Source organism: Cryptosporangium phraense (genome assembly GCF_006912135.1).
Taxonomy (GTDB): Bacteria; Actinomycetota; Actinomycetes; order Mycobacteriales; family Cryptosporangiaceae; genus Cryptosporangium; species Cryptosporangium phraense.
This window is the reverse complement of the sequence record NZ_VIRS01000047.1, coordinates 1-24300: the sequence shown is the minus strand read 5'-3', so window position 1 is coordinate 24300 and position 24300 is coordinate 1. Positions and strand designations below refer to the sequence as shown.

34 protein-coding genes and 2 pseudogenes are annotated in these 24300 nt (G+C 71.6%); 18 read left to right on the top strand and 18 right to left on the bottom strand.

Translation table 11 applies throughout. The features are described from left to right. Window positions 1-53: 53 nt before the first annotated feature. Genes FL583_RS36480 through FL583_RS36470 form a run of 3 tightly spaced genes read left to right on the top strand, consistent with a single transcriptional unit; the run spans window position 54 to window position 1709 of the window. Window positions 54-989, top strand: a complete 936-nt coding sequence (locus FL583_RS36480) for an NAD-dependent epimerase/dehydratase family protein (RefSeq protein ID WP_142709475.1) — start codon at window positions 54-56, stop codon at window positions 987-989. A 42-nt stretch (window positions 990-1031) separates the two neighbouring features. Beyond that, on the top strand, window positions 1032-1313 hold the full coding sequence (locus tag FL583_RS36475; RefSeq protein ID WP_142709474.1) for an ArsR/SmtB family transcription factor: 282 nt from the start codon (window positions 1032-1034) through the stop codon (window positions 1311-1313). A gap of 6 nt (window positions 1314-1319) precedes the next feature. Next, on the top strand, window positions 1320-1709 hold the full coding sequence (locus FL583_RS36470; protein ID WP_142709473.1) for a VOC family protein: 390 nt from the start codon (window positions 1320-1322) through the stop codon (window positions 1707-1709). A gap of 6 nt (window positions 1710-1715) precedes the next feature. On the opposite strand, the gene FL583_RS36465 is transcribed toward FL583_RS36470, so the two are convergent. Continuing rightward, window positions 1716-2705, bottom strand: coding sequence for a LacI family DNA-binding transcriptional regulator (locus FL583_RS36465; protein WP_205752773.1), 990 nt, complete (start codon window positions 2703-2705; stop codon window positions 1716-1718). A 30-nt stretch (window positions 2706-2735) separates the two neighbouring features. Here FL583_RS36465 and FL583_RS42665 point away from each other — a divergent pair, with 30 nt between their 5' ends. Next, window positions 2736-3971 (top strand): MFS transporter, encoded by a 1236-nt coding sequence (locus FL583_RS42665; RefSeq protein ID WP_142709472.1) that lies wholly within the window; start codon window positions 2736-2738, stop codon window positions 3969-3971. After that, window positions 3937-4458 carry a GNAT family N-acetyltransferase gene (locus tag FL583_RS36455; RefSeq protein ID WP_142709471.1) on the top strand — a complete coding sequence of 174 codons (522 nt, stop codon included), beginning with the start codon at window positions 3937-3939 and terminating at the stop codon, window positions 4456-4458. Before FL583_RS42665 ends, FL583_RS36455 begins: the two co-directional genes overlap by 35 nt. Here FL583_RS36455 and FL583_RS36450 read toward each other — a convergent pair. Continuing rightward, window positions 4407-4847 carry a VOC family protein gene (locus tag FL583_RS36450; protein ID WP_142709470.1) on the bottom strand — a complete coding sequence of 147 codons (441 nt, stop codon included), beginning with the start codon at window positions 4845-4847 and terminating at the stop codon, window positions 4407-4409. The genes FL583_RS36455 and FL583_RS36450 overlap by 52 nt on opposite strands. 103 nt (window positions 4848-4950) lie before the next feature. Here FL583_RS36450 and FL583_RS36445 point away from each other — a divergent pair, with 103 nt between their 5' ends. Continuing rightward, window positions 4951-5385: an SRPBCC family protein gene (locus FL583_RS36445; RefSeq protein WP_142709469.1), complete on the top strand. Its 435-nt coding sequence runs from the start codon at window positions 4951-4953 to the stop codon at window positions 5383-5385. Between the two features lie 4 nt (window positions 5386-5389). Here FL583_RS36445 and FL583_RS40595 read toward each other — a convergent pair whose 3' ends face one another. Beyond that, window positions 5390-5557 (bottom strand): hypothetical protein, encoded by a 168-nt coding sequence (locus FL583_RS40595; protein ID WP_170324057.1) that lies wholly within the window; start codon window positions 5555-5557, stop codon window positions 5390-5392. Between the two features lie 125 nt (window positions 5558-5682). Between FL583_RS40595 and FL583_RS36440 the strand changes: the two genes are divergently transcribed. Further along, window positions 5683-6558 (top strand): NmrA family NAD(P)-binding protein, encoded by an 876-nt coding sequence (locus FL583_RS36440; protein ID WP_142709468.1) that lies wholly within the window; start codon window positions 5683-5685, stop codon window positions 6556-6558. A 1-nt stretch (window position 6559) separates the two neighbouring features. Here the strand turns inward: FL583_RS36440 and FL583_RS42660 are convergent, their stop codons facing one another. Next, a complete protein-coding gene (locus FL583_RS42660) occupies window positions 6560-6919 on the bottom strand; it encodes a winged helix-turn-helix transcriptional regulator (protein WP_142709467.1) in 360 nt (119 codons plus the stop codon). 48 nt (window positions 6920-6967) lie between these two features. Between FL583_RS42660 and FL583_RS36430 the strand changes: the two genes are divergently transcribed. Further along, window positions 6968-7732, top strand: coding sequence for an SDR family NAD(P)-dependent oxidoreductase (locus FL583_RS36430; protein ID WP_142709466.1), 765 nt, complete (start codon window positions 6968-6970; stop codon window positions 7730-7732). Here FL583_RS36430 and FL583_RS36425 read toward each other — a convergent pair. Then, a complete protein-coding gene (locus FL583_RS36425) occupies window positions 7716-8597 on the bottom strand; it encodes an NAD(P)H-binding protein (RefSeq protein ID WP_142709465.1) in 882 nt (293 codons plus the stop codon). The two genes, FL583_RS36430 and FL583_RS36425, sit on opposite strands and share 17 nt — an antisense overlap. 69 nt (window positions 8598-8666) lie before the next feature. On the opposite strand from FL583_RS36425, the gene FL583_RS36420 reads away from it, so the two are divergent. Further along, window positions 8667-9560 carry a LysR family transcriptional regulator gene (locus tag FL583_RS36420; RefSeq protein WP_142709464.1) on the top strand — a complete coding sequence of 298 codons (894 nt, stop codon included), beginning with the start codon at window positions 8667-8669 and terminating at the stop codon, window positions 9558-9560. Here the strand turns inward: FL583_RS36420 and FL583_RS36415 are convergent. Next, the gene (locus FL583_RS36415; protein WP_142709463.1) at window positions 9522-10160 is read right to left on the bottom strand and encodes a LysE family translocator; all 639 of its coding nucleotides are present in this window, start codon (window positions 10158-10160) and stop codon (window positions 9522-9524) included. The genes FL583_RS36420 and FL583_RS36415 overlap by 39 nt on opposite strands. Before the next feature lie 78 nt (window positions 10161-10238). Between FL583_RS36415 and FL583_RS36410 the strand changes: the two genes are divergently transcribed. Continuing rightward, a complete protein-coding gene (locus FL583_RS36410) occupies window positions 10239-10709 on the top strand; it encodes an NUDIX hydrolase (RefSeq protein ID WP_142709462.1) in 471 nt (156 codons plus the stop codon). Here the strand turns inward: FL583_RS36410 and FL583_RS43255 are convergent. Together FL583_RS43255 and FL583_RS36400 are read right to left on the bottom strand one after the other, a co-directional pair. Next, a pseudogene (locus FL583_RS43255) lies at window positions 10705-10910 on the bottom strand (hypothetical protein); the annotation flags it as partial. The gene FL583_RS36410 and the pseudogene FL583_RS43255 overlap by 5 nt on opposite strands. After that, window positions 10907-11260, bottom strand: coding sequence for a VOC family protein (locus FL583_RS36400; RefSeq protein WP_142709461.1), 354 nt, complete (start codon window positions 11258-11260; stop codon window positions 10907-10909). The pseudogene FL583_RS43255 and the gene FL583_RS36400, both read right to left, overlap by 4 nt. A gap of 68 nt (window positions 11261-11328) precedes the next feature. On the opposite strand from FL583_RS36400, the gene FL583_RS36395 reads away from it, so the two are divergent. The 3 genes from FL583_RS36395 to FL583_RS43250 are packed head-to-tail and all read left to right on the top strand — an operon-like array spanning window position 11329 to window position 12626. Next, on the top strand, window positions 11329-11817 hold the full coding sequence (locus tag FL583_RS36395; protein ID WP_142709460.1) for an RNA polymerase sigma factor: 489 nt from the start codon (window positions 11329-11331) through the stop codon (window positions 11815-11817). Further along, window positions 11814-12338, top strand: a complete 525-nt coding sequence (locus FL583_RS36390; RefSeq protein ID WP_142709459.1) for a VOC family protein — start codon at window positions 11814-11816, stop codon at window positions 12336-12338. The genes FL583_RS36395 and FL583_RS36390 overlap by 4 nt, the downstream gene beginning before the upstream one ends. A 24-nt stretch (window positions 12339-12362) precedes the next feature. Continuing rightward, window positions 12363-12626, top strand: coding sequence for a helix-turn-helix domain-containing protein (locus FL583_RS43250; protein ID WP_142709458.1), 264 nt, complete (start codon window positions 12363-12365; stop codon window positions 12624-12626). Here FL583_RS43250 and FL583_RS41290 read toward each other — a convergent pair. Further along, window positions 12569-12877 carry a hypothetical protein gene (locus tag FL583_RS41290; protein WP_205752777.1) on the bottom strand — a complete coding sequence of 103 codons (309 nt, stop codon included), beginning with the start codon at window positions 12875-12877 and terminating at the stop codon, window positions 12569-12571. The genes FL583_RS43250 and FL583_RS41290 overlap by 58 nt on opposite strands. On the opposite strand from FL583_RS41290, the gene FL583_RS36380 reads away from it, so the two are divergent. Further along, on the top strand, window positions 12876-13412 hold the full coding sequence (locus FL583_RS36380; protein ID WP_142709457.1) for an NUDIX hydrolase: 537 nt from the start codon (window positions 12876-12878) through the stop codon (window positions 13410-13412). The two genes, FL583_RS41290 and FL583_RS36380, sit on opposite strands and share 2 nt — an antisense overlap. Before the next feature lie 372 nt (window positions 13413-13784). Here FL583_RS36380 and FL583_RS36375 read toward each other — a convergent pair whose 3' ends face one another. The 3 genes from FL583_RS36375 to FL583_RS36365 all read right to left on the bottom strand — a co-directional run bounded on the left by FL583_RS36375 (window position 13785) and on the right by FL583_RS36365 (window position 16281). After that, window positions 13785-14477, bottom strand: a complete 693-nt coding sequence (locus tag FL583_RS36375; RefSeq protein WP_142709456.1) for a VOC family protein — start codon at window positions 14475-14477, stop codon at window positions 13785-13787. Window positions 14478-14683: 206 nt separating this feature from the next. Continuing rightward, on the bottom strand, window positions 14684-15325 hold the full coding sequence (locus FL583_RS36370; protein ID WP_142709455.1) for a DJ-1/PfpI family protein: 642 nt from the start codon (window positions 15323-15325) through the stop codon (window positions 14684-14686). An 11-nt stretch (window positions 15326-15336) separates the two neighbouring features. Further along, window positions 15337-16281 (bottom strand): GlxA family transcriptional regulator, encoded by a 945-nt coding sequence (locus tag FL583_RS36365; protein ID WP_142709454.1) that lies wholly within the window; start codon window positions 16279-16281, stop codon window positions 15337-15339. A gap of 76 nt (window positions 16282-16357) precedes the next feature. Between FL583_RS36365 and FL583_RS36360 the strand changes: the two genes are divergently transcribed. Then, window positions 16358-17410, top strand: a complete 1053-nt coding sequence (locus tag FL583_RS36360) for an FAD-dependent oxidoreductase (protein WP_170324055.1) — start codon at window positions 16358-16360, stop codon at window positions 17408-17410. Here FL583_RS36360 and FL583_RS36355 read toward each other — a convergent pair. Beyond that, a complete protein-coding gene (locus FL583_RS36355; RefSeq protein WP_142709452.1) occupies window positions 17383-17976 on the bottom strand; it encodes a TetR/AcrR family transcriptional regulator in 594 nt (197 codons plus the stop codon). The genes FL583_RS36360 and FL583_RS36355 overlap by 28 nt on opposite strands. A 40-nt stretch (window positions 17977-18016) precedes the next feature. Here FL583_RS36355 and FL583_RS36350 point away from each other — a divergent pair, with 40 nt between their 5' ends. Further along, window positions 18017-19033 (top strand): hypothetical protein, encoded by a 1017-nt coding sequence (locus tag FL583_RS36350; RefSeq protein WP_142709451.1) that lies wholly within the window; start codon window positions 18017-18019, stop codon window positions 19031-19033. Here the strand turns inward: FL583_RS36350 and FL583_RS36345 are convergent. After that, the gene (locus tag FL583_RS36345; protein ID WP_142709450.1) at window positions 19006-19920 is read right to left on the bottom strand and encodes an SDR family NAD(P)-dependent oxidoreductase; all 915 of its coding nucleotides are present in this window, start codon (window positions 19918-19920) and stop codon (window positions 19006-19008) included. The two genes, FL583_RS36350 and FL583_RS36345, sit on opposite strands and share 28 nt — an antisense overlap. A gap of 67 nt (window positions 19921-19987) precedes the next feature. On the opposite strand from FL583_RS36345, the gene FL583_RS36340 reads away from it, so the two are divergent. Further along, the gene (locus FL583_RS36340; RefSeq protein WP_205752772.1) at window positions 19988-20542 is read left to right on the top strand and encodes a TetR/AcrR family transcriptional regulator; all 555 of its coding nucleotides are present in this window, start codon (window positions 19988-19990) and stop codon (window positions 20540-20542) included. On the opposite strand, the gene FL583_RS36335 is transcribed toward FL583_RS36340, so the two are convergent. Genes FL583_RS36335 through FL583_RS36325 form a run of 3 tightly spaced genes read right to left on the bottom strand, consistent with a single transcriptional unit; the run spans window position 20506 to window position 23155 of the window. Further along, a complete protein-coding gene (locus tag FL583_RS36335) occupies window positions 20506-21363 on the bottom strand; it encodes a TIGR03619 family F420-dependent LLM class oxidoreductase (RefSeq protein ID WP_142709449.1) in 858 nt (285 codons plus the stop codon). The two genes, FL583_RS36340 and FL583_RS36335, sit on opposite strands and share 37 nt — an antisense overlap. A 29-nt stretch (window positions 21364-21392) precedes the next feature. Next, window positions 21393-22622, bottom strand: coding sequence for an MFS transporter (locus FL583_RS36330; protein WP_142709448.1), 1230 nt, complete (start codon window positions 22620-22622; stop codon window positions 21393-21395). After that, window positions 22622-23155, bottom strand: a complete 534-nt coding sequence (locus FL583_RS36325; protein ID WP_142709447.1) for a helix-turn-helix domain-containing protein — start codon at window positions 23153-23155, stop codon at window positions 22622-22624. The genes FL583_RS36330 and FL583_RS36325 overlap by 1 nt, the downstream gene beginning before the upstream one ends. Window positions 23156-23273: 118 nt before the next feature. On the opposite strand from FL583_RS36325, the gene FL583_RS36320 reads away from it, so the two are divergent. After that, the gene (locus tag FL583_RS36320; RefSeq protein ID WP_170324054.1) at window positions 23274-23696 is read left to right on the top strand and encodes an RDD family protein; all 423 of its coding nucleotides are present in this window, start codon (window positions 23274-23276) and stop codon (window positions 23694-23696) included. Here the strand turns inward: FL583_RS36320 and FL583_RS43245 are convergent. Next, window positions 23637-23946: pseudogene (locus FL583_RS43245) on the bottom strand (NF041680 family putative transposase); the annotation flags it as partial. The gene FL583_RS36320 and the pseudogene FL583_RS43245 overlap by 60 nt on opposite strands. Window positions 23947-24300: the final 354 nt, after the last annotated feature.

Genomic DNA, 24300 nt, shown 5'->3' with positions numbered 1-24300 from the left:
CAGGAAAAGTGGGCTACTCGTCGGCGGGGGCGGTTGGGCCGAGCATCGGGGTCATGAACACTGCACTGGTCACCGGGGGATCCGGGTACATCGGCACGCAGCTGATCGCTGCGTTGCTGCGCAACGGGCAGCCGGTCCGGGCCACGGTCCGGTCCCGGTCGCGGGAGGCGGACCTGCGCGCCGCCGTCGGCGACTCCGCCGACCTCTCGGTCGTGGTCGCCGATCTCTCGTCGGACGACGGTTGGGCGGACGCCGTAGCCGGGTGCGACGAGGTCTATCACGTGGCCTCGCCGATCCCGGTCGAGCAGCCGTCGGACCCCGAGGAGCTGATCGGCCCGGCCCGCGCGGGAACGCTGCGGGTGCTGACGGCCGCCCGCGACGCAGGGGCGCGTCGGGTGGTGCTGACGTCGTCGTTCGCGGCGATCGGCTACACGCCGAAGCCGGGGGCCGAGTTCACCGAGGACGACTGGACCGACCCGGACATGCCCGGGCTGGCCGCGTACCCGCGGTCGAAGGTGGTCGCGGAGAAGGCGGCCTGGGACTTCGACCGGGGTGCGCTCGAGCTCGTCGTGGTGAACCCGACGTTCGTGCTCGGGCCGACGCTGACGCCCGCGCTCGGGTCGTCGATGTACCTGATCAAGAGCCTGTTCGAGGGGAGCATGCCGGTGGCACCGCGGGCCCGGATGGGGGTCGTGGACGTCCGGGACGTGGCCGAGCTGGAGATCCTGGCGATGGCGGCGCCGGAGATGGCGGGGAAGCGGATCTTGGCCGTGGGGGACGGGCCGACGACGAGTTTTCTCGAGGTGGCTCAGGTGTTGGGGCGGCGGTTCGCGGAGGCGCGGGTGCCGAGTACCGAGGCGCCGGGTGACGACCTTCCGCGCCCGATCATCCACAACGACCGGGCCAGGTCGCTGGGCTGGCGCCCGCGAGACCTGGAGTCCACGATCGTCGACTCGGTAGAGAGCCTGCGAGGACTCGGAGTGCTCTGAGGGGCGTTGACAGGCAAGCGGGGGCTTGCCTATCGTTCGGGCGTGGCGGACGTGTTCAAGGCGTTGGCCGACCCTACGCGCCGCGTCATCCTCGACGAGCTGCGCGAACGGGACGACCAGACGCTGTTCGAGATCTGCGGCCGGCTGTCGATGAAGCACGGGCTCAACTCGTCGCGGCAGGCGATCTCGCAGCATCTCGACGTCCTCGAGGCGGCCGGCCTGGTCATCACGAGGCGCGAAGGCCGGTACAAGTACCACCGGCTCGACACGTCACCGCTGCGGGCCATCGTCGACCGATGGCCACTCGCACCCGAGGAGGAGTAGCCGACCGTGAAGATCACCGTCACCAGCGTGTTCGTCGACGACCAGGCCAAGGCGGAGCGGTTCTACACCGACATCCTCGGGTTCACGGTGAAGGACGACATCCCGATGGGAGAGCACCGCTGGCTGACCCTCGTGTCGCCGGAGGAGCCCGCCGGGGTCGAGCTGCTGCTCGAGCCGTCCGCGCATCCGGCCGTGCCGCCGTTCAAGGAGGCGCTGGTGACCGACGGCATCCCGTTCACGTCGTTCGCGGTCGACGACGTGCAGGCCGAGTTCGAGCGGTTGACCGGGCTCGGGGTGGTGTTCACGCAGGAGCCGGTGGACATGGGGCCGGTCGTGACCGCGGTCTTCGACGACACCTGCGGCAACCTCATCCAGATCGCCGCGCGCAAGGCGTAGGGAGTTTCACCGGCTCGTAGACGCCCGGCGGATCAGGTGCCAGGAGTCGCGGTGCGTGGGGGCGTCCCCGCCCAGCGCGGTGGTGGCGCAGGCGGCGCCCTGGGCTCGTAGCGACTGGGCGATCGTCGTGAGGTCGTGTTCCGCGGCGACCGCCGAGTCGTCCCAGCCGCTGACCCGTCCGGGGAGCGCGGCCAGGGCCAGCTGGTCGCTCATCGCGGCGACCGCGTCCACGTCGGGCAGCTGCCGCAGGATCGTCCGGGCCTCGCCCTCGTCGCTGGTGCGGCACACGCCGACCGGGACCGTCGACCAGTCGATGCCCAGCTCGCGGGCGGCGTCGCGGTAGCCCGCGAGCCGGTCGCGCGTCACCGGGAACGCGACCGTCTCCGGGTCGAGGCCGGTCCGGACGAACGTCTCCCGGTTGCGGTCGAGCGGAAAGCTCAGCACGGCGGGCTTCCGCACGCCGGCGAAGACCTCCAGCCCGACGGCCCGCGCCGCGGCCCGGTTGTCGATCCCGATCATCGTCGTGCCGGGCAGCTCCGGTCCGCCGTGGACGACGACCGGGCGGCGGGTGGACCGGGTGGCGGCGAGCACGGGATCGTCCTCCGTCGTCGTCCAGACCACGTACGCGTCGACGGCGGCGGCCCGGACCCGGTCGGCGTCCTCGTCGCCGGTGCCCGTGGGCACGATCAGCAACCCGTAGCCGCGCTCGGCGCAGACCTCGGCCAGGCCGGCCAGGAACACGACCGCCTGCGGGTCGTCGAACGCGTACGTGAGGTGTTCGCCGAGGACCAGGCCGAGGTTGCGGGTGGCCCCGTAGCGAAGGGAGCGGGCGCTCGGGTCGGGGCCGGCGTAGCCGAGCGCCTCGGCTGCGGCCAGCACCCGGGCGCGGGTCTCGGCCGAGACCCGCTGCGGTCGGTTGTACGTGTACGACACGGTCATCGGCGACACGCCCGCTTCGCGGGCTACGTCGGTCATCGTCACCCGGCCTGATTGCACGCGGTGATCGTATCTGTGTAGCGTTACACAATGCTGACGCGAGCCGCCTACCTCGCCGCCGTCGTCTTCGGTGCCTTCTGGGGGACGTGGGGGTCCGCGGTGCCTCGGGTGCGGGCTCAATCCCATCTGGACGACGGGCAGCTGGGCGTTGCGCTGCTGTTCGTGAGTGCGGGCGCGTTGCCGGCGATGTTGCTGGCCGGGCGGGCGCTGGATCGGTGGGGGCTGCGGTGCGCGGCGTGGCTGGTCGCGACGCTGGGGGCGGCCGGGGTGGCGACGGCGGTTTTCGCGGAGGGGCTCGTCTCGCTGTGCGTCGGGTTGGTGCTCGTGGGGGTGACCAGCGGGGCGAACGACGTCGCGATGAACTCGGTCGGGGGGCGGGCCGAGCGGGTGTCGGGGCGGCCGGTGATCACGCGGGCCGGTGGAGTGTTCTCGGCGAGCGTCGTCGTGTCGAGTCTCGGGGCCGGGGCGGCGTACGCGGCGGGGGCGTCGACGTGGGTGCCGTTTGCTGGGGTTTTGGGGTTGGCCGGGGTGGCGGCGGTAGCGATGTACCGGGCGCTGCCGAGCGCGGGAGCGCGGCCGAGCGCGGCGGATTCGGAGGTGGCGCCGGGTTTGCGCGGTGGGGGTTCGCGTGGTGGGGGTTCGCTCGGCGGGAGGGCGGGGGCCGGGGTCGGAGCTCTGGTGGTGGTCGGGGTGTTGGGGGCCCTGGCCTTCGCCTCGGAGAACGCTCACCAGAGCTGGGGCGCGATCTATCTCGTGGACGTGTTCGGGGCCGGCGCGGGGCTGAGCGCGCTGGCGCCGGCGGTGTTCGCCGGGGTGGTCGCGGTGACCCGGTTCGGGGTCGGCGCGTTGAAGCCCGGGCACGCCCGGGTGGTGCTCGTCGTCGGGGCGATCGTGGCGGCGGCCGGAGCGGCGGTCGTGTCCCGGGCGCCGACGGTCGGGGTGGCGCTGGCCGGACTCGTGCTGGCCGCGGCCGGGACCGCGGGACTGTTCCCGACGTTTCTGAGCATCGTGTCCGGCAACGTCGCCGAGTCCGCGCGCGGCCGGGCGACGTCGATCGTGACCGTCGTGTCGTATCTCGGGTTCCTGCTCGGCCCGGTGTACGTCGGCGCCTGGGCCGGAGCGGCCGGTCTGCGCGGCGCGATGCTCGCGGTCGCCGCCCTGGGAGTAGCCCTGGCCGCACTCACGCTCCCGCTACTGGCGGTCAGCCGCTACACGGTGGAAGGTGAGCCCGGTGAACGTCACGATCGAGCCGTGGACAACCGCTGACCTGGAGCTACTCCGGCAGATCAACACGCCGGAGATGAAGGCCCACCTCGGTGGGCCGGAATCCGACGCCCAGGTGCTCGTGCGCCACCGCCGCTACCTGGCGTTCCCGACCGACGGCACCGGATGCATGTACAGCATCCGCCTCGGCGCGACGCCGGTCGGGAGCGTCGGCTACCACGCCCGAACCTGGCGCGGAGAGCCGATCCACGAGATCGGCTGGAACGTCCTCCCGCCGTACCAGGGCCGGGGAATCGCCGCCGAAGCCGCCCGGGCCGCAGCCGCCGCCGTCGGGCGCGGTGGGTGGTTGCACGCGTTTCCCAGGGTGGGGAACCGGGCTTCGAACGCGGTCTGCCGACGCGTCGGGTTCGAGCTCGTCGGCGAGTGCGACTTCGAGTTCCCGCCCGGGCGGGTCATGCGGAGCAACGACTGGCGGCTTCAGCTGACGCAGAAGACGTTGCCTTCCGGGTCGTTCAGCACGACCCAGTAGAACGCGTCGTCCGGGTCGTCGGACCCTTCCGAACGCTCGACCGTCGCCCCCAGCTCCACTAGTTCCGCGACCCTCGCGTCGACGATCTCCACCATCCGCTCGTACGTCAGCGTCGTGTCGCGGCCGGTCGGGTACAGGTCGAGGTGCAGGCGGTTGGGGCCGGTCCGCTCCTCCGGGCTGGGCTGGAACCAGATCGGCGGACGCAGCCCCTCCGGGTCGAAGATCCGGTCCGCGAACGCCGGCGAATCACCCAGCCGAGCCCGGTAGTGCCGATTCCAGCTCGTGTCCGGCGCACCCGGCGGCACCGCCGTGTATCCCAGCGCCGCCGCCCAGAACTGCGCCAGCCGGGCCGGTTCCTTCGCGTTGATCGTCAGCTGCCAGAACGTCATGCTGATGAGCCTAATGAGCAACCAAAGGTTGCGCGAGATCTGAACCCGGGCTACGTTGATGCGCAACCAAAGGTTGCAATCAGTTCAACGAAGGGACCGGAAGATGGCTGACATCGTGCATCGAATCGGCGTCATCGCCCCGCTCGACGACGTCTACCGTGCGATCACCACGACCGACGACCTCGCCGCCTGGTGGACGAGGGACACCAAGTCCCAGGACGACACGCTGCTCTTCCGGTTCGGCGACGTCGGCGGCTTCGACATGCAGGTCAAGGAGGCCGATCCGGCCGGCCGGGTCCGCTGGCTGGTCACCGACGGACCGGAGGAGTGGATCGGCACCGACGTGAACTGGCGCCTCGAGCAGCGAGACCAGTACACGATCGTGCTGTTCTCCCACGAGGGTTGGCGCGAGCCGGTCGAGTTCATGTACCACTGCAGCACCAAGTGGGCGGTGTTCCTGCTCAGCCTGAAGGAGCTCGTCGAGACCGGGCAGGGCCGCCCGGCCCCCGACGACCTACAGATCAGCGACTGGCACTAGCCGATCAACGCTCCTCAGACACCGAGTCCAGGATCGGCTCGGCACCGTACTCCAGCGGGAGCACGCCGCTGTCGAGCAGTTCCTGCTCCTCGCGACGGCGAGCGACGATCACCGCGACGGCGGTGGCAGCGATACCCAGTGCGGTCAGCAGGAGCACAGTCTTCTTGGCCATGCGCGCACCGTAGTCCTACGCCGCCACCCGGCGAGGTCCTCAGCGTGTGGGCTGATACCGGGCGGGTATCAATCGCGCGCCGATCGGTCTTTCCGGTTCGCTCCGGGCGCGCGTTGACTGGCGCCATGATCGTGATTACCGCGCCGACCGGACACATCGGCAGTCAGGTGGTGCAGGGCCTCCTCGAGGCCGGTGCGCCGGTCCGCGTCATCGTCCGGGATCCGGCCCGGCTCGCGCCGGGCGTCGCCGACCGCGTGCAGGTCGTGGTCGGTTCCCATCGTGATGCGGACGTCGTGGGGACGGCGTTCGACGGGGCCGACGCGGTGTTCTGGCTGGTACCGGCGGATCCCCGGGCCTCCGGCGTGGACGACGCGTACTCCGGCTTCGCGCGCGCCGGCCTCGAGGCGATGAAGGGCGTCGGCCGGGTCGTCGGCATCTCGGCCCTGGGGCGGGGGACGCCGGTGGCCGGGCAGGCGGGTTACGTCACCGCGACGCTGGCCATGGACGACCTGATCGCGGCCACCGGCGTGCCGTACCGGGCGCTGACCATGCCGTCGTTCATGGACAACGTGGCCAGGCAGGCGGGTCCGATCGGGTCGACCGGAGTGTTCTACGGGCCGACGCGGCCGGACCTGCGTGCGCCCGCCGTCGCCACCCGGGACATCGCCGCGGTGGCCTCGCGGCTGCTCGTCGACGAGACCTGGACCGGCGTCGAGGAGGTGCCGGTGCTCGGGCCGGAGGACCTCAGCTCCGACGAGATGGCCGCGACGATCACGGACGTGCTCGGACGGCCGGTGCGGTACCAGCAGATCCCGGTCGCGGACTTCCGGGCCAACCTGGTGCGCAACGGGATGTCGGAGGCGATGGCCCAGGGGATGGCCGACATGGCGACGGCCAAGAACGACGGGCTGGACCACGGCGTGACTCGGACCCCGGAGAACAGCACGCCGACGACGTTCCGGCAGTGGTGCGAAGAGGTCCTGAAACCGGCTGTCCTCTGACTCAGCCGGGTTCTCGGCCGACGGCCCAGGCCGCGATCTCCGCGAGGGGTCCGAGCAGGGAACGGCCGGGGGGCGTCAGCGAGTACTCCACCGACGGCGGGACGGTCGGGTGCACGGTTCGCTGCACCAGACCGTCCGACTCGAGGGCCCGGAGCGTGCGGGTGAGCATCCGCTGGCTGATGCCCTCGATGCGGTGCTGCAGCTCGTTGAAGCGGTGCGTCCGTTCGGAGAGCAGCATCAGCGTCACGAGCGTCCACTTGTCACCGAAGCGGCGGAAGACCTCGGTGACCGGGCAGGCCTCGTATTCGGCGAGCGGAACCCTTGCGGGCAGGGAACTAACAACGGTGTTCCTACCGGACATCGAAGTGCCTTCTTCCGTGGGTCTTCGGCGGCGCCGACAGTGTTTCCCGTGAAACCAATTCTGATTGTCGGAGCGGGGCCCGGGCTGGGGCTTGCGGTTGCTCGTCGGTTCGGGCGTAGCGGGCACCCGGTCGGGCTGATCTCCCGGAACGGGGATCGGCACGAGGGGTACGTGACCGCGCTGCGCTCGGCGGGGATCACGGCGGTGGCCGTAGCGGCCGACGTCACCGACCCGGCGCAGACGTCTCGGGCGGTGGCGGCCGTGACCGAGGAGCTCGGGCCGATCGAGGTGCTGTACTGCGGGCCGGGCGCGCCGGATCCGGCCGCGCGACCGGCGCCGATCCTGCAGGCGACCGCGTCCGACCTGGACGAGGCGATCCGGGCCATGGTCCGGCCCGCGCTCGACCTCACCGGGCTGGTGCTGCCGGGAATGATCGAGCGCGGGTCCGGGACGCTGCTGTACGTGACCGGGCTGTCGGCGGTCGTGCCGCTGCCGATGATCGGCGCGCTGGCTCCGGCCTCGGCAGCGCTGCGCACGTATGCGCTGACGATGAACGTCGCCCTGGCCGAGACCGGGGTGTACGCGGGCGCCGCGGTGATCGGAGGCCTCATCACCGGCGGAGACATCCACCGAGCGGCCCTCGCCGCCGTGGCCGCGGCGGGTGGCCCACCGCCGAGCGGCGCGCCCGCGGCCGACGCGTCCGCGCCCGTCGGCGGCCTGCCGACGCTCGATCCGGACCGCATCGCGGACGGGATCGCCGACCTGGCGGCCACCCGCGACCGGGCCGAGGTCGTGTTCAGCGCGCTGGGCTGAAGAACTCTCCGCACCACTCGCGGAACGTCGTCGGCGTGCTGTTCTCGGTAGTTCGTTCCACCCCGTTGTCGAGGCCCTCGTTCTTCGCGATCGTCATCTCGACCATCGCCTGCGCCATCACCTCCGACCACCCCTGCCCGACCAACCGAGCCCGCAGAGCGTCGAGCGAGAGCTGCTGGTATCGCACCGGCCGGCCGAGCACGTCGGTCAGGATCGCCGCCCGCTCGGCCGGTGACAGGTCCTCGGGCCCGAGCACCGGCACCTCCTCGAACCCGGTCCAGCTCTCGTCGACGAGCAACCGGGCCGCCACGGCGGCGATGTCCCGGGTAGCCACGGCCGGCAACCGGCGATCCGGATCCATCGCCTCGGCGAGCACCCCGCCGTCCACGATGCCCCGCGCCTGGTAGCCGACGTTGTCCATGAACCCGGGCAGAGCGAGCGCCCGGTACGGCACGCCGGTAGCAGCGATCGAGTCGTCCACCGCGAGCGAGAGCGTCGCCAGGCCGGCCCGTCCGGCCATCAGGGTACCTCGGCCGAGGTTGGAGGCGCCGACGACCCGGCCGACGTCGCCGCGCGCGAACGCGTCGACCGCGGCCTGGGCGAAGGCCACCTTCGCCGCGGTCCGGTCGGTGGCGGACCCGTTCGGCGGGAGCAGCCAGAAGACCGCGTCCGCGCCGCGGAACGCGCGGTCGATGACCGCGGGCTCGCTGTGCGAGCCCACCACGACCTGCACCTTCTTGCGGACGTCGGCGGGCAGGCGGTCGGGGTCGCGGGCGATGACGCGGAGGTCGTGCCGGTCCTCGTCGAGGAGCAGGCGAAGGAGGCGGGAGCTGATCCGCCCGGTGGGGGCGGTGACAACGATCATGACCTCAGCGAACGCCTTGTCGCGGGTGGACTGAAGGACCGATCCGCCCGACATTGATACCGTGGCGGTATGAGTAACCTGGAGGTTCGGCAGCTGCGGTATTTCGTCGCGGTCGCCGAGGAGCTGCACTTCGGGCGGGCGGCCGAGAGGCTCGGGATGGCGCAGCCGCCGCTGTCGCGGGCGATCCGGGAGATCGAACGGCAGCTCGGCGTGCAGCTGCTGGAACGGACGACCCGCCAGGTCGCGCTCACGCCCGCGGGCACCGCGCTGCTCCGCGACGCCCGGACCGCGCTCGAGGCGGTCGAGGCCGCTGGGCGGCGGGCCCGGAACGCCGCCGAGCCTCGGCTACGCCTCGCCTTCAAGGCCGACTACGACGCCGGCCTGCTGCCGCGCATGCTCGCGGAGTTCGAACGGAGCCCGTCTGCCCTTCCGGTCGAACTACTCATGGGCGGACGCGACGAGCAAGCGCCGGCCCTGCGCGACGGACGGGCCGACGTGGCGCTGCTGGTGCTGCCGTTCGACGACCGAGGCGTCGACGTCGAGCCGCTGCTGACCGAGCCGCGGGTCGTGGTGCTGGCGGCCAACGACCCGCTGGCCGCCCGGACGTCGCTGTCGCTGGCCGATCTGGCCGGCCGGGAGCTGCCGGACGGGACCGACGCGGGCGACGGCGGGGTGGCGCCTCCGCCGCCGGGGTCGGTGGTGAAGCGCCGGGATCTGGCCCAGATCTTCAGCCTGGTCGAGGTCGGGAGCGTCGTCTGGTTCGTGCCCGTGTCGCTGGCTCGACGGCACGCGCGTGCCGGGCTCGCGTTCCGCGAGGTCACCGACCTGACGCCGTCGACGTTGGCCGTCGCCTGGCCGTCGGACTCGCGCTCGCCGGCGGTGGCCGCGTTCGTCCGGGCCGCGCAGGACGTCGCGGCCGATCCGTCAGTCCTTGCGGCCGGTGGCAGCTACACCTACTCCTAGGCCGATCATCGTCAGGCCGCCGACGCCCCCGATCAGCGCCAGCCGCTGCGGCGAGCGGGCGAACCAGTCGCGGGCGGCCGACGCGGCCAGGCCCCAGGCGCCGTCGGACGCGAGCGCGATCGCGATGAAGACCAGGCCGAGGATCAACATCTGCACGGCCACGTGACCCGTGCTGCGGTCGACGAACTGCGGCAGCACGGCGGCGAAGAACACGATCGTCTTCGGGTTGGACACCCCGACCGTGAAGCCCTCGCCGAACGTCCGCAGGAGCCCGCGCGGTGCGGCCGTGCCGGCGAACGTGGCCGGTAGCGACCGGCGGCCGCGCCAGGCCTTGATGCCCAGGTAGACGAGGTAGGCGGCCCCGGCGAGCTTGAGGATCGTGAACACGACCACCGAACGCTCGACGATCGAGCCGACACCGAACGCGACCGCGGCGATCAGTACGTAGCAGCCGAGCGTGTTGCCGGCGACGGTCACGAGCGCGGCCCGCTGGCCCTGCGAGAGCGCCCGCCCGATCACGAACAGGACGCTGGGCCCCGGCACGACGATCAGCAGGAACGACATCGCCGCGAACGCGACGAGATGCTCGGTGGAGACCATGGCGACATGGAAGCAGGTGTCGGCGGCGCGCTCCAACGGTATTCACAGGCGGGTGCCGGGCGGTCGTAAGGTCGGGGCGTGCCGATTCCGGACTTCATCGTCGAACTGCGCTCGAAGATCGGGCGCGACCCGCTGCCGCTGACCGGCGTCACCGCCGTCGTGCTGGACGACCGGGATCGGGTGCTACTCACCCGCCGTTCGGACGACGGGACCTGGGCGCTCGTCACCGGGTGCCTCGAGCCCGGCGAGCAGCCCGCGGTGTGTGCGGTGCGCGAGACGCTGGAGGAGACGGCCGTCGTCGCGGAGGTGGAGCGGCTGGTCTCGGTCGAGGGCCTGCCGTTGCGGGTGCTACCCAACGGCGACCAGGTCTACTGGCTCGACGTCGCGTTCCGGTGCCGCTACGTCAGCGGCGAGGCCCGGGTCAACGACGACGAGTCGGTGGACGTGGCCTGGTTCGACGCGGAGTCGATGCCGCCGCTGGACCCGCGCCAGACACGGTGCCTGGCCCTGGCCCGCGAGGCGGCCCGCGAGCCCTGGTACGTCAGCTGACCCAGGCGTTCTCGACGCCCACCAGCAGCACCACGTCGTCGATCTCCCGCGTCGCGGGTCCGGTGTTCTTCTTCGACGACGACGCGATCTTGACGATCGTGCCGTCGGGCGTACGACCCCGCCGTAGCCCCAGAAGCTCTTCGTGACCGGCTTCATTTCCGCGGCCCCGGCCAGCTCGCTTCTCGATTCCTGGCTGGTCAGTCGGCGTGCTGGGCGATGTTCAAGACCGTTCCGTCCGGGGCGCGGACGAAGAAGCGGCGCACGCCCCAGGCCTCCGTCGCCAGCGGCTTCACGATCTCGTACCCACGCCGCTGCGCGTCTTCGTACGCGGCCTCGACGTCGGACGTGTGGACGGACACGGCCGAGTCCACCGGCGCGCTCGCGTCCCGGGTGACCAGCTGAACGATCGCCTGACCGTCGGGCGAGGTGTACCGGGCCACCCAGCCCAGGTTGAAGTCCTCGTTCGTCAGCCCGAGAAAGTCCGTGTAGAAGCTCTTCGCCGCCTCGATGTCGGCCACCGGCAGGTTCGGCATGATCCGAAAGACTCGCATGAACACTTCTTCCCCACAGCGTCCGAGAAGTTCGCGAACCGCGACCGTCGATCGGGGAAGAGTTAGGCATGGACGTCGCGGAGTTGTTCGACCGGCACGGGTCGACGCTGCTGCGCTTCTTGGCCCGGCGGGTACCGCCGGCGGAAGCCGAAGACCTGCTCGGGGAGGTGTTCCGCATCGCGTTCGAACGGCGGGCGGCGTTCGATCCGAGCCGGGGCGAGGTGCGGCCGTGGCTGTACGGCATCGCCGCGAACCTGGTCGCCAAGCATCACCGCGGGGAGGCGCGTCGGCTCCGGGCGATGGCGCGCCTCTCGCCGCCGGCCCCGGCCGACGATCCGGCCGACCGCGCGGTGGCCGCGGCCGACGCCGGCGCGCTCCGGCCGAGGCTGCTCGACGGGCTGGAGGCGCTGCCCGAGGGCGAGCGGCAGGCGCTGCTGCTGTTCGCCTGGGAGGAGCTGACCTACGAGGAGATCGCGTTCGCGCTCGGTATACCGGTCGGAACCGTGCGCTCCCGGCTGAGCCGGGCCCGGGCGCGCCTGTCGGAGGGCCTGACATGACCGATGACCTGGACCAACTCCGCCGGTCCCGCCCCGACCGGCTGCTGCCGGACGATCCGCCGGACCCGGAGGTCCTGACCCGCGAGAAGGCTCGCCTCCTCGCGGCGATCACCGGCGGCCCGCCCGTGCACCGGCCGAGGCCGTCGGTCTACACCCGTCTGGCTTATCTGGACGTCTGGTCGGCGCTCGATTTCCTGACCCGGGTGTTCGGGCTGGTGGAGCGCCGGGAGTCACGGATGGAGCACCCGGAAGGGACGCTGGCGTGGCTCGAGATCGGCGAGGGGGTCGTGATGATCGGCCAGTCCGGGCGGCACGGGCTGGGGAGTCCGCTCGAGGTCGGGATGGCGACCGCGATGCTCAACGTGTACGTCTCGGACGTGGAGGAGCACTACCGGCGGGCGTGCGAGGAGGGGGCGCGGATCGTGTCGCCGCTCGAAGACATGTTCTGGGGAGATCGGAGGTACGAGGCTCTGGATGTTGAGGGGCACCGGTGGCACTTCGCGCAGCGAAATGGATCATAGAGCGCGCAGCGAAAAGGGTCATAGGTGTGCTCGGCCGGGGCGTTGGTGGCAGATGGTGTGCCCGGCCCGCAGGCCCGCGTGGCCGGCCAGATGGGTGGCTCGCGTCAGACTGTCGGCCGGTGGCTGGCCTGCTACGACGCCGAACGCCCCGGCGGGCTGCAAGACCGGTCCTCCTCGCCGCGGTCGAGCCTGCGTCGCACCCGGCCTCGCTCGAGCAACGCGTTCTGCAGCTACGACGCGACCGGCGCGGCGGCCAGGATTGGCTCGGCCTCGAACTCGACCCGGTAATCCGCGCGTCGAAGACCACCGCGGTCCGCTGCGAACGCGACCGGCCCGGCGAACCGGTTCACCTGGACGCCGAGAAAACCCGGCCGGATCCCGAGGGCGGCGGCGAGCGCGCCCATGGCCGCGCCGCGGCCTACTTCGCGGTCGACAGCGTCCCCACTATCGAACGCGTCCTGACCGACAACGCCCGGGCCGGCCGCTGGTCCCTGTGCCCAGAGCGCGCAGTGGGACGGATGAGGCAGGATCCGGGGCATGCTCGAGGCGCTTCTTGGTGATTACCGGCCGCGGACTCCGGCGGAGGCGGCCGACCTCGCGCGAGCCGTCTCGGTCGCCCGGGGAGGCGACCCCTGGACCCGGAGATCCGACCTGCACGTCACCGCGTCGGGGCTGGTCGTGCATCCGCCGAGCCAGCGGGTGTTGCTGCGCTGGCACGCCCGTCAGCAGGCCTGGCTCCAGGTCGGTGGGCACGCCGACCCGGGCGAGACCGACCCGCTCCAGATCGTGCTGCGCGAAGGCCGCGAGGAGACCGGCCTGACCGACCTGCGCCCCTGGCCGGACGCGTCGCTCCGACACGTCGTCGTGGTGCCGGTCACCGCCCGGGGCGACGAGCCGGCGCACGAGCACGCCGACGTCCGCTTCGTGCTCGCGACCGGCACCCCGGACGACGTCCGTCCGGAAAAACCGGACGCGGAGCTGAGGTGGCTGACCGTCGCCGAGGCGCGGGAGCTGACGACGGAGGACAACCTCCGGGAGTTCCTCTCCCGCGTGGGCGACCTGTTCGAGAACTAGGCCGTATCCCAAAGGCCAGCAGCCCACCGGGGCGGCCTGCTTGTGGGTCTGCCGGTCGAAGGCCGGCGGTCGGCCTCCGGCCGAGCCCTTCGCGACCCGCCGGGTGATCTGGCCGGATCGTTCCGGGCAGGTGAACGGAGTCCGCCGCTCCCGCATCGCCGCGCGGGTCGAGTCGTGGGAGCAGGCCTTGTCCGCGATGACTCGATCGGGCCGGGTGCGGGGCCGCCCGAGTCCTTCGCCCTCGACCGCGAACGCCTCGACGTCGATTCCGCGGCCGGACCCGCGGCGTGCTGATGGACCCGCATCCGCGAGGAGTCGACGCTGATGATCCACTCGACCTCGCCGACGGAATCGTCTTTGACGATCACGTGACTAATCGACCAGACAGAACGGATGCCCGTCGGGGTCGGCCAGCACGGTTTCAGTGAGCGGTACCGCGCCCAGCCGCACCGCCGTGGCCCGCGCCGAGTCGATGTCGGCGACCGCGATGTCGAGATGCGCCTGCTGCGGAAAAGCCGGATCCGGCCACCGCGGCCGCGTGTGCTGTTCCACCGGGCAGAAGAACAGCGTGGTGCCGACCTCGGTGGGTCGCGCACCGAGCGCGGCCCCGACCTCGTCGTCGTGCACGATCGGCATCCCGAGCAACTCGCCGTAGAACCGGGCCGCCGCCGACGGATCCGACGTGTCCAGGTGCACCCACAGTCGAGACATCGATGTGACCGCCCTGGTCCTGCACAGGTCGAACGGATGCCCGGCCGGATCCGCCAACGTGACCCAGTACTCCCCGCCGCCCAGCCGAACCGCCCCGAGCTGCACCGCCCGCTCGACTGCCGGCGCGAGCTCGGCGACGTCGAAATCGAGGTGGACCTGAGCCGGAAGCTCCTGCCCCGGCCACCGCGGAGGCACGTGCTCCGGCACCGGCTGAATCGCGAGCAGCGGCCCGGTGGGCGTCTGCACCGAGAACGGGTCCACCCGAGGCCACCCGGTGAGCGAGGCATAGAACGCGATCACCGCGTCGGCGTCGCCCGCGTCGAACACGACCCGCGCCAACCGACCGACCGCCATCAGTCCTCGCCCTCGTTGCCGATGTACCGAGACCAGTAGACCCGACCCATGCCCGGTTGCAGGTCCCGATCGACACGGTGACCGCCCGCGGCTACCAGGTCGTCGGCGGCGACTGCCTGGACGGCTCGTCGATCGTGAGCCCGCCGGCCGCGGCCCGCGCCGCCGAGCGGACGTCCGCCCCTCACCCCAGACGCTCGGCTGAGCGCTCAGGCTCCGGTCAGGATCATGCTTCTCATCGATTCGAGCAGCGCCACCACCTCACCCGGCGCTTTGCCCGGCGACCCCGCCCCGTACGGCGGCTGCGGGTCGTACTCGATCCCCAACTGCACGGCCTGCGCGACCGTGTCACCCGCCACCCTCCCCACCAACGCCAGCGCCATGTCGATCCCCGACGACACCCCGGCCGCGGTCACGTACTTCCCGTCGAACACGACCCGCTCCGACGTCGGCTCGACGCCGAACTCCGCGAGCTGCTCCAGCGCCAGCCAGTGCGTCGTCGCCCGCCGGCCGGCCAGCAACCCGGCCGCCGCCAGCAGCAACGACCCCGTACACACCGACGTCGTCCACGTCGTACCCGCGTCCACCGCACGAAGCCAGGCCAGCAACCTCTCGTCTTCCATCGCCCGGTGCTGACCCGGCCCACCCGGCACCACGACGACGTCCGGCTCGACCACCTCGGAGTACAGCGCGTCGGCGTGCAGCGCCAGGCTCCCGACGTCCGCGTCGACCGGACCGCGCCGGGCCCCCACGAACACCACCTCCACCCCCGGCACCCGCGACAGCACCTCGTACGGCCCCACCGCGTCCAGCGCGGTGAACTGCGAGTACAGCGGAACGGCGACCTGCATGAGACATCCCCTCAGAACCGGCGCCGATATTCGCCGGGCGACACACCCAGCGTCCGGACGAAAGCGCGGCGCATCGCCTCCGTCGTCCCGTATCCACTACGACGACCGACCTGCTCCACCCCGTCGTCCGACTCCTCCAGCAACCGACGAGCGGTCTCCAGCCGGACGGCGTCCACATAACGGCCCGGGGACTCACCGACCTCAGCGGTGAAAGCGCGCGCGAACTGTCGCGGCGAGAGGTTCGCGCGGCGCGCGAGCGCCTCGACGCTCAAGTCCTCGGCCGGGTGATCGGCGATCCAGACCTGCACCTCACGCAGCCGCGGCTGGTCGGCGAGCTGCGCCGACAGCTGCGTGCTGAACTGCGCCTGGTTCCCCGGCCGCCGCAGGAACATCACCAGGTGGCGGGCGATCGTCAGCGCGGTCTTCCGGCCCAGATCCTCTTCGACCAGCGCGAGCGCGAGGTCGATCCCGGCCGTGACGCCGGCCGACGTCGACAGCGCGCCGTCGCGCACGAAGATCGGGTCCGGGTCGACGGTGATGTCCGGATACCGCCGGGCCAGCGCCCCGCAGACCGACCAGTGGCTGGTCACCCGCCGCCCCGACAGCAGCCCGGCCTCGGCGAGCAACAGCGCCCCGGTGCACACCGAGACCAGCCGCTCGGCCGAGCCGGCGCGCTCGCGCAGCCACGCGATCAGCGACGGGTCCGGCTTCCGCGTCCCGTGCCCACCCGGCACCACCAGCGTGTGCGGCACCGGCGCGTCAGCCAGGTCGACGTCCGGCATCAGGCGCAACCCACCGGACGACGTCACCGGCTCGCCGCCGAGGCTCGCGGTCACGATGTCGTAATGCGGACCCGTCGGTCGCCGGTTGGCCCCGGCGAACACCTCGAGCGGACCGCTGACGTCGATGCTCTGCAAGCCGTCGAACAGCACGAACAGCACGGTGCGAGTGGGCATGCCCCCAGCCTGGGGCCCGTCGCCGACGGCAGCAACGTCCTACTTCCCACCTTTCCTGACATGCCACTGTGGGCAGATGCGGGTGCTGATCATCGGCGGCGGGCTGGGCGGTCTCGGCCTGGCCCAGGGTCTTGAGAAGAACGGCGTCGAGGCCACGGTCTTCGAGCGCGACCGGACCCTCACCGCGAGACCCCAGGGCTATCGCCTGCACGTCGACAGCCGCGCCGCCGACGCCCTTCGCCAGTGCCTCCCGCCCGACCTCTACGACCTGTTCGAGCAGACCACGAGCCGCCCCAGCCACCGCGTCACGGTCCTGACCCCGCAGCTGAAAACCCTGAAGACGATCGAGACCGGGCCCGGATTCAGTACCTCGGTCGACCGTCTCACGCTCCGCGAGATCCTCTCCACCGGCCTGCCCGACCTGCGCTTCGGCGCGCAGTTCACCCACTACGAACCCCGGAACGGCACGATCCGCGCCCACTTCGCCGACGGCACGAGCGCCGACGGTGACCTGCTGGTCGGCGCCGACGGCATCGGCTCGAGGGTCCGCTCCCAGTACCTCCCGCACGCCCGGATCGTCGATACCGGCACCCGCTGCGTCTACGGCCGCACCCCGCTCGCCGCGGTCGAGGACCGCCTGCCCGCCCCGCTCCGGGACGGGTTCTGCCCGGTCACCGACCGGCGCGGGCTCGGGCTGGCGCTCGGACTCGTTCAGTTCCGCACCAAGCCGTCCGCGCTCGGCCTCACCGCTCACGAGGACTACGTCATGTGGAGCCTGGCCGCCCGCGGGTCCAGGCTCGACCAAGAACCGGCCGACCTCATCCGGACCTGGCACCCCGACCTGCGCAACCTGATCGACCGCGCCACGCCCGAAGCCACCTTCGAGATCAGGATCCGTACGTCGAAGCCGGTCAGGCCCTGGACCCCGACCGCGGTCACGCTCCTCGGCGACGCGATCCACGCGATGCCGCCCTCGCGCGGCTCGGGCGCCAACCTCGCGCTGTTCGACGCGGCCACGCTCTGCACCCGGCTGACCGACATCGGGGGCTACGAGGACGTGATGCGCCGCGTCGGCTTCGCCGCCGTCCGCGGCCCGCGCTCCTACTGGCCGCGGTGGTTCCGCCGCTGAGCGACGAGCGGTAGGTACACCTCGTCCACGATCTCGACGAGGACGTCGTCGGGCACGCTGGGGACGCCCCGGGTCACGAACTCGTTACGCAGCAGCACGATCGCGACGGTCGCCACCCGCGGATGCAGCGCCTCCGGGGCCGCCTCGCCGCGCGCCACCGCCCGGCCGAGGATCACCAGCCAGGTCGCGGCCGGCTCGTCGGACCGCTCCGACAACTGCGCCAGCAAATCCGACGCCCCACCCGCCGCCGCCATCAGCTCGCGCAGAATCGCCCCGAGCGGCGACGCCAGATAGCGGTTGGCCCGGCGCAGCATCTCCAGCGCGTCCTCGCGCAGGCTGCCGGTGTCCGGCGGCTCGATCGCCCCGGTCAGCTGCCGGTAGGCGGCGACGCCGAGCGCGAGCCGGTCGGGCCAGCGTCGGTAGATCGCGTTCTTGTTCGTCCCCGCGCGCTGCGCGACCCGATCCATCGTCAGCCCGGCGAACCCCGAGGACGTCAGCTCCTCCACCGCCGCCCGCAGGATCGCCTCCTCCAGCGCCGCACCCCGCCGCCGAGTCTGTTTCTCCATACCCACCTTCGCAATAAGGTACTGCTAGTACCCTATGAACATGCGCGCCCAGGGAATCACCTACGACACCGGTTGGATCCGCAACGGAACCACCTCGATCCCGCACCTCGACCCCGAGCGGGTCGCCCATGACTTGCAGATCATCCGCGACGAGCTGCATTGCAACACGGTCCGCCTCACCGGCGGCCACCCCGACCGCCTCGATGTCGCCGCCGGCCTCGCGGTCGGTCTCGGCCTGGAGGTCTGGTACTCCCCGTACCCACTGGACCTCACCACCGACGAGATGCTGACGTTGTTCGACGACTGCGCCGAGCGGGCCGAGAAACTCCGGCAAGCCGGCGGCGAGATCGTGTTCGTCGCCGGCGCCGAGCTCAGCTTGTTCGCCCACGGCTTCCTACCCGGCGACACGTTCGCCGACCGCATCGAGCCGCTCGTGAACCGATCCCCAGAGATGCCCGCACTCATCGCCGAGTCCTCGAAACGTCTCGACGCGTTCTTCGCGACCGCCGTCCCGCGCATCCGCGAGCGGTTCGGCGGCCGGGTCACCTACGCCTCCATCCAGCTCGACCGCCTCGACTGGACGCCGTTCGACATCGTCTCGATCGACCTCTACCGCACGGCCGCGATCGCCGACCAGTTCGTCGACGGCGTCCGCGCCTACGTCGCCATGGACAAACCGCTCGCGATCACCGAGTTCGGCTGCGCCACGTTCGCGGGCGCGTCCGACCGCGGGGCGGAGGGCCTGGAGATCGTCGAGAACGATCCGGAGACCGGGAAGCCGCTCCGGCTGGACGGCGAGTACACCCGCGACGAGGCCGGTCAGGCCGACACGATCCGCGACCTGCTGGAGATCTTCGACGCCGAAGGCGTCGACTCCGCGTTCGTGTTCCTGTTCGCGCTGGCCGACCACCCGCACCGCCCGGACGGCGACCCCCGCGACGATCTCGATCTGGCCAGCTACGGCATCGTCCGAGTCCTCGACGACGGATCCTGGGAGCCCAAGGAGGCGTTCGCCGCGATCGCCGAGTTCTACGGCAGCCGCACGCCGTCGAGGTAACGCACCCCGGTCGCGTCCTCGGAGATCCGCCAGAGCCGCGCCGCCAGCGCCTCGTCGTCGGCCGGCCGGGCCAGCGGGTCGAAGTGCAGGCTCACGTCGCTCTTCCGGGCGCCGAAGCCGATGAAAACACCGGTCTCGGCCTTCTCGCTGGTTGCCGCGAACGCGAGCGGTAAGGCCCCGATCTCGGCCGGGCGGCTGAACAGCGCGCCGCCGAGATACAGCCAGAGCTTCTGCAGCGCACCCTCGGCGGTCGCGTTCATCGGCGTCGCGGCCATGCCCGGGTGCGCCAGGAGGCTCCGAATCGGACTTCCGGCCGCGCGCAGCCGACGGTCGAGCTCCGCGCCGAACAGCAGGTTCGCGACCTTCGACTTCACGTACGTCGCTCCCGGCGCGAACTTCCCCTCCGCGGTCAGGTTCTCGAAGTCGGTCCGCGGCCGCATCCGCCGGTACAGGTTCGAACCCACCGCCACGACCCGCGGGTCGTGGTCGGGCCGGAACAGGTCGAGGAGCAGTCCGGTCAGCGCGAACGCGCCGAGGTGGTTGGTCGCGAACACGCTCTCGAACCCCTGCGGGGTCAGGGCTCGGGTCTGCGCCCCGATCCCCGCGTTGTTGATGAGGACGTCGATCGAGCGCCCGTCGTCGTGCATCCGGTCCGCGAACCTGCGGACGGAGTCCAGGTCGGCGACGTCGACCTGGCGCACCTCGGTCGTCCCGGTCAGCTGGGCCTGCACACGGCGGCCCTTCTCGGCGTCGCGCACGGCCAGGATCACGTCGGCGCCGCGGCGGGCCAGCTGGTCGGCGACGATCAGCCCGAGCCCGCTGCTGGCCCCGGTGACCACCACCGCGCGACCGGTCTGATCAGGGATTTCGTCATAGCTCCAGAGCATTGCCGCCTCCTTAGCGGATTATCTATCCGCTCACGGTACACGTTAGCGGATGAGTTATCCTCTAAGCGTGTCGTCGTTGCGAGCTGACTCCGCCCGGGTGCGGGCCCAGATGCTGGATGCGGCACGGGCCCGGATCGCGTCCGGCGACCTCGAGCTCCCGATGAACGCGATCGCCAAGGACGCCGGGGTCGGCGTCGGGACGATGTACCGGCACTTCGCGACCCGGCGCGTGCTGCTGGAGACGCTCGCCGCCGACAGCTACGCCGCACTGATCGCCGAGGCACGCGCCGCCGCCGAGAACCCCGACGTGGCGGCCGGGCTGGCCGGGCTGCTGCGCGCCGCCCTGCGGTGCCAGCTCGACGATGCGGCGCTGGCCGAAGTGCTGGCGTCGTCGAGCTACGAGTGCGCGGAGACGCTGGAGCTGGGCCGGGAACTGGGCGAGGTCTCCCTACAGGTCTTGACCAGGGCGCGCGCCGCCGGCGTGATCCGCGACGACGTCACGGCCGACGACATGCGTCGCCTGACCTGCGGGATCCGTCGCGCGGTGGACAGCGGCGACGACTCCGACGGAACCGCCGCCGACCGCTACCTGGACGTCGTGCTCAAGGGCCTGAGGCCATGACGCTCGGCGAACGCTGACATCTGGTCGAGTTGCTCGGAGAGTTCGCCGCCGGGGTTCACGACCAGCCGGGTCACGCCCTGGGCGGCGTACACGCCGACCCGGTCGGGGGTCAGCTCGATGCTCCCCCAGCGCGTGTACTCGAGCGAGTCCGGATCGGGAGCCGAGGCCCGGGCCAGCGCCCACCGCTCGGCCAGCTCGTCCGGGTGCCCGCCGCCGGGGAAGTACCCGCTACCCCGCGCGCCGGCCCGCCTCGCGGCCGGGCGGCTCGAACCGGCCACGTGAATCGGCAGGATCGCTCCCTCGTAGGGCTTGGGGTACACGCAGACGTTCGTGAACCGGAAGAACCGGCCGGTGAACGTCACCCCGTCCGGGCCACCGCCCCAGAGCAGACGCAACGCGTCGATCGCCTCGTCGGCGCGTTGCCCGCGGGTCGCGAAGTCGACGCCGATCGCGTCGGCCTCCCCGGCGAGCGAGCCCAGCCCGACCGTGAGCAGACGCATCCGTCCGCGCGACAGCGCGTCGATCGTCGCCAGACGCTTGGCCAGGACGACCGGGTGCCGGTACGGCAGCAGCAACACCGCCGTACCGAGCACGATCCGCTGCGTAGCAGCGGCGACGAACGTCAGCAGATCGAGCGGGTCGGCGACCGCCATCGTCGTCGGCAACTCGTTGCCGTAGATCGACGCACCCGGGTAGAGCACGAGGTGCTCCGGCACGTAGAACGACTCGAAGCCACAGGCCTCGGCGTGCTGCGCGAACCGGACCAGCCGATCGGGATCCATGCCCTGCGCAGCGGTGTTGTACGCGACTCCGAACTTCACCCGCCGAACGGTAGACGTTCCCCCCGACGTCAACGCCAGAGCGCAGCGTGCTCGGGCAGGTCTCGGCCCCGCCGGATCGGCGAGCACACCAGGACGACGCCGGCCACCGGCACTCCGGCCACCATCACCCACAACGCCGGCCGCACCCCGATCCGGGACGCGAGCGCCCCACCGGCCAGCGCCCCGAGCGGCAACGCCCCCAGCGCCAGGAACGACGCCGTCGCGTACAGCCGACCGAGCAGCGCAGGCGGGCAGTAACGCTGCTGAAAACTCGCCTTGAGCACGTTGTTCGCCACCACCGCCGCCGCCGTGCACACCCCACCGATCGCACACAGCACGGTCCCGACCCCCGCGAACGTCAGCGGGATCAGCAGCACCGGCAGCGTCCCGAGCACCGCGAACGCCAGCGCGGCCCGCGCCGTACCGATCACGTCCGCGACCCGCCGAGCCACCAGCGCCCCGACGATCCCGCCGACGTTGGCGACCGCGATCAGCACGCCGACCGCCCCCGAGCTCAGCCCGACGTCCCGGGCCAGGAAGACCACGAGGATCGTCTGGTAGCCCATCAGGAACAGGTTCGCGATCGCACCGTAGACCGTGAAAGCCCGGAAGAACGGATCCCGCACCACCAGCCGCAGCCCCTCCCGGATCTCGCCGACCAACGACCGCCGATCCGAGACCGGACGCGGCTCCGGCTTCCGAATTCCGAGCAGACACCCGAGGCTCACCGCGAACGTCCCCGCGTTGACCAGCAGCGCGTTGAGCGGCCCGGCGACCTGCACGAGCAGCCCGCCGGAACTCTGCCCGACGATCTGCGCCGCCGACGCGCTGCCCTGCAGCTTCGCGTTCCCTTCGGCCAGATCGTCCGGCCCGAGCAGCGTCGGCAGGTACGCGGTGTAGGCGACCTGGAAGAACACCGCGGCGACGCCGGTCAGCAGCGCCGCACCCAGCAGCCAGCCGTACCCGAACACCCCGGCCCCGGCCGCCGCCCGGACCCCGACGAACGCGCCGAGCGACACCGCAGCTGCCGCGAGCATGATCGGCCGCCGGGGTAACCGGTCGACCCAGGCTCCGGCGGCCAGCCCGAACACGAGCCACGGCAGCCAAGTCGCGGCGGCCAACAGGCTGACGCGAAACGGGCCGGCGTCCAGGGCGGCCAGCGGCAGGACCACGCTGGTGGCGGCCGCGCCGAGCTTGCCGGAGACCTCCGAACCCCACAGCAGCCGGAAATCGGAATCACGCCGCAGCAGACCGGTCATCACGGGCTCGCCGGGAACACTTGGAGCTGCACGACCACCGCCCGCGCACCCGCGGCCGGCTCCGTGTTCAAGTAGCGCTCGACGACTCCGGACAGCTCGGCCGTGAGCGCCGTGGCCTGCGACGGCGTCAGGCGCAGCTGCGACCAGTCGGAGATCGTGCCGACGTTGCGCCACTCGTCCGGAACGTCGCTGCGCAGGTGCCGGGAGACGCGGTCGAAGTTGTGCCGCAGGAGTTCCTCGATCGGTTCGACGGCCGCGTCGCCGGCCTCCTCGGTGTCGAACACGCCGGCCCGCACCGGGGCGCGCCACCAGCGTTCGCGCTTGCTCTCGTGGCCGGGGTCCTCCTCGATGAACCCGTGCTGCGCGAGCTGCCGAAGGTGCCAGCTTACGGTCCCGGTGCTCTCCCCGACCCGCTTGGCCAGCTGCGTCGAGTTCGACGGCCCCTCGAGCCGCAACAGATCGAGCAACCGGAGCCGCAGCGGGTGTGCGAGCCCCCGAAAGCTAGAAGCGTCCAGTCTCCGCGATTCAGCCATACTACAGAGATCTCTTTGCAGAGACTTCTTGTCAATCATGGCCAGGCTGATCTGAGGGAGGGAGACTCCACTGAGTACCGTGGGCGCGTCGATTGCGGTCTGGCAAAGGAGCACCAGCGTGAACGTGCACGTCACCGGGCGGCGGGTAGTGGCCACGATCGTGGACGGCATCATCCTCGGGATCGCCTACAACATCTTCTCGGCGATCTTCGGCACCTCCCGGAACGACGACACGTCCGGGTTCGACTTCACCCAGCTCTCGTTCGGCGGCGGGTTCGCCTGGCTGCTGGTCGTGGCCCTCTACTACGTGCTGATGGAGAACCGGCTCGGCCAGACCGTCGGCAAGATGGTCACCGGCATCCGAGTCGTCGACGAGCAGACCGGCGGCCGCCCGAGCGTGGGCGCGGCCGTCGCGCGCACGGCCGGCCGGCTCATCGACGGCATCTTCGCCTACCTGGTCGGGTTCCTCGTCGTACTGGGCTCACAGCGCCGCCGCCGGCTCGGCGACATGTTCGCCAAGACCCTCGTCGTCCGCGCCTAGCTTGTGTTTCAACCCTGGTGGTGCGGTGTGTTGGCCGGTGGCGGTGGACACGTCGTGGCGTGTGGCCCGGCCGCCGCGGCGGCCGGGCGGCCGCCCGGGGCCGGGCCGGGAGGGTTTTGGTGCGGAGGTTCCGAAACCCGCGGCGGACGCGGGCCGGAGTGAGCCGATCGGGTCGGGCGGCGGGTTTCTCCCAGGGTCGGGGCCGGTCTGCGCCGTGCGGACGCGCGGGGCGTAGCGGGGTGTGGGCGACTGCCTCGGCGGCGCGGCGGGTCAGCCGAGGGGTGCGGCCGGCCCCAGGTGCCCGGTGGTCGTGCCGGTGGCCACTGCGGCGCAGGACCCGATCCGAGCGCATCCGGGCCAGCACCTCGGCGGTCCAGGGCCGCATAGAGCGGCCCGTGACCACGCCGATGCTCGGCCACCAGGGACAACTCGAACACCGACCGCACCGGCCCGTCCGCGCAGAGCACGCGACGCCACGAATAAGCAGCTCAACGCCACCAGAGGTTAAAACACAAGCTAAGCGATGTCTCGTAACTCGTGCACGGTCAGCTGAGTTGTAGCCGGGACAACGCGTCACGCGCTCCGAGCGAGGTTGTGGAGTAGT

Excerpts from the sequence above, each read along its gene's own strand:
- FL583_RS36425 (WP_142709465.1), bottom strand. The coding sequence starts at position 8,597 with ATGATCGTTGTCACCGCCCCCACCGGGCGGATCAGCTCCCGCCTCCTT.
- FL583_RS36330 (WP_142709448.1), bottom strand. The coding sequence starts at position 22,622 with ATGACCGGTCTGCTGCGGCGTGATTCCGATTTCCGGCTGCTGTGGGGT.
- FL583_RS36480 (WP_142709475.1), top strand. The coding sequence starts at position 54 with ATGAACACTGCACTGGTCACCGGGGGATCCGGGTACATCGGCACGCAG.
- FL583_RS42665 (WP_142709472.1), top strand. The coding sequence starts at position 2,736 with ATGCTGACGCGAGCCGCCTACCTCGCCGCCGTCGTCTTCGGTGCCTTC.
- FL583_RS36350 (WP_142709451.1), top strand. The coding sequence starts at position 18,017 with ATGCGCGCCCAGGGAATCACCTACGACACCGGTTGGATCCGCAACGGA.
- FL583_RS36380 (WP_142709457.1), top strand. The coding sequence starts at position 12,876 with ATGCTCGAGGCGCTTCTTGGTGATTACCGGCCGCGGACTCCGGCGGAG.
- FL583_RS36415 (WP_142709463.1), bottom strand. The coding sequence starts at position 10,160 with ATGGTCTCCACCGAGCATCTCGTCGCGTTCGCGGCGATGTCGTTCCTG.
- FL583_RS36445 (WP_142709469.1), top strand. The coding sequence starts at position 4,951 with ATGGCTGACATCGTGCATCGAATCGGCGTCATCGCCCCGCTCGACGAC.
- FL583_RS36420 (WP_142709464.1), top strand. The coding sequence starts at position 8,667 with ATGAGTAACCTGGAGGTTCGGCAGCTGCGGTATTTCGTCGCGGTCGCC.
- FL583_RS40595 (WP_170324057.1), bottom strand. The coding sequence starts at position 5,557 with ATGGCCAAGAAGACTGTGCTCCTGCTGACCGCACTGGGTATCGCTGCC.
- FL583_RS36370 (WP_142709455.1), bottom strand. The coding sequence starts at position 15,325 with ATGCAGGTCGCCGTTCCGCTGTACTCGCAGTTCACCGCGCTGGACGCG.
- FL583_RS36355 (WP_142709452.1), bottom strand. The coding sequence starts at position 17,976 with ATGGAGAAACAGACTCGGCGGCGGGGTGCGGCGCTGGAGGAGGCGATC.
- FL583_RS36450 (WP_142709470.1), bottom strand. The coding sequence starts at position 4,847 with ATGACGTTCTGGCAGCTGACGATCAACGCGAAGGAACCGGCCCGGCTG.
- FL583_RS36345 (WP_142709450.1), bottom strand. The coding sequence starts at position 19,920 with ATGCTCTGGAGCTATGACGAAATCCCTGATCAGACCGGTCGCGCGGTG.
- FL583_RS36390 (WP_142709459.1), top strand. The coding sequence starts at position 11,814 with ATGACCGATGACCTGGACCAACTCCGCCGGTCCCGCCCCGACCGGCTG.
- FL583_RS36365 (WP_142709454.1), bottom strand. The coding sequence starts at position 16,281 with ATGCCCACTCGCACCGTGCTGTTCGTGCTGTTCGACGGCTTGCAGAGC.
- FL583_RS41290 (WP_205752777.1), bottom strand. The coding sequence starts at position 12,877 with ATGCCCCGGATCCTGCCTCATCCGTCCCACTGCGCGCTCTGGGCACAG.
- FL583_RS36375 (WP_142709456.1), bottom strand. The coding sequence starts at position 14,477 with ATGGCGGTCGGTCGGTTGGCGCGGGTCGTGTTCGACGCGGGCGACGCC.
- FL583_RS36325 (WP_142709447.1), bottom strand. The coding sequence starts at position 23,155 with ATGGCTGAATCGCGGAGACTGGACGCTTCTAGCTTTCGGGGGCTCGCA.
- FL583_RS36400 (WP_142709461.1), bottom strand. The coding sequence starts at position 11,260 with ATGCGAGTCTTTCGGATCATGCCGAACCTGCCGGTGGCCGACATCGAG.
- FL583_RS36440 (WP_142709468.1), top strand. The coding sequence starts at position 5,683 with ATGATCGTGATTACCGCGCCGACCGGACACATCGGCAGTCAGGTGGTG.
- FL583_RS36360 (WP_170324055.1), top strand. The coding sequence starts at position 16,358 with ATGCGGGTGCTGATCATCGGCGGCGGGCTGGGCGGTCTCGGCCTGGCC.
- FL583_RS36395 (WP_142709460.1), top strand. The coding sequence starts at position 11,329 with ATGGACGTCGCGGAGTTGTTCGACCGGCACGGGTCGACGCTGCTGCGC.
- FL583_RS42660 (WP_142709467.1), bottom strand. The coding sequence starts at position 6,919 with ATGTCCGGTAGGAACACCGTTGTTAGTTCCCTGCCCGCAAGGGTTCCG.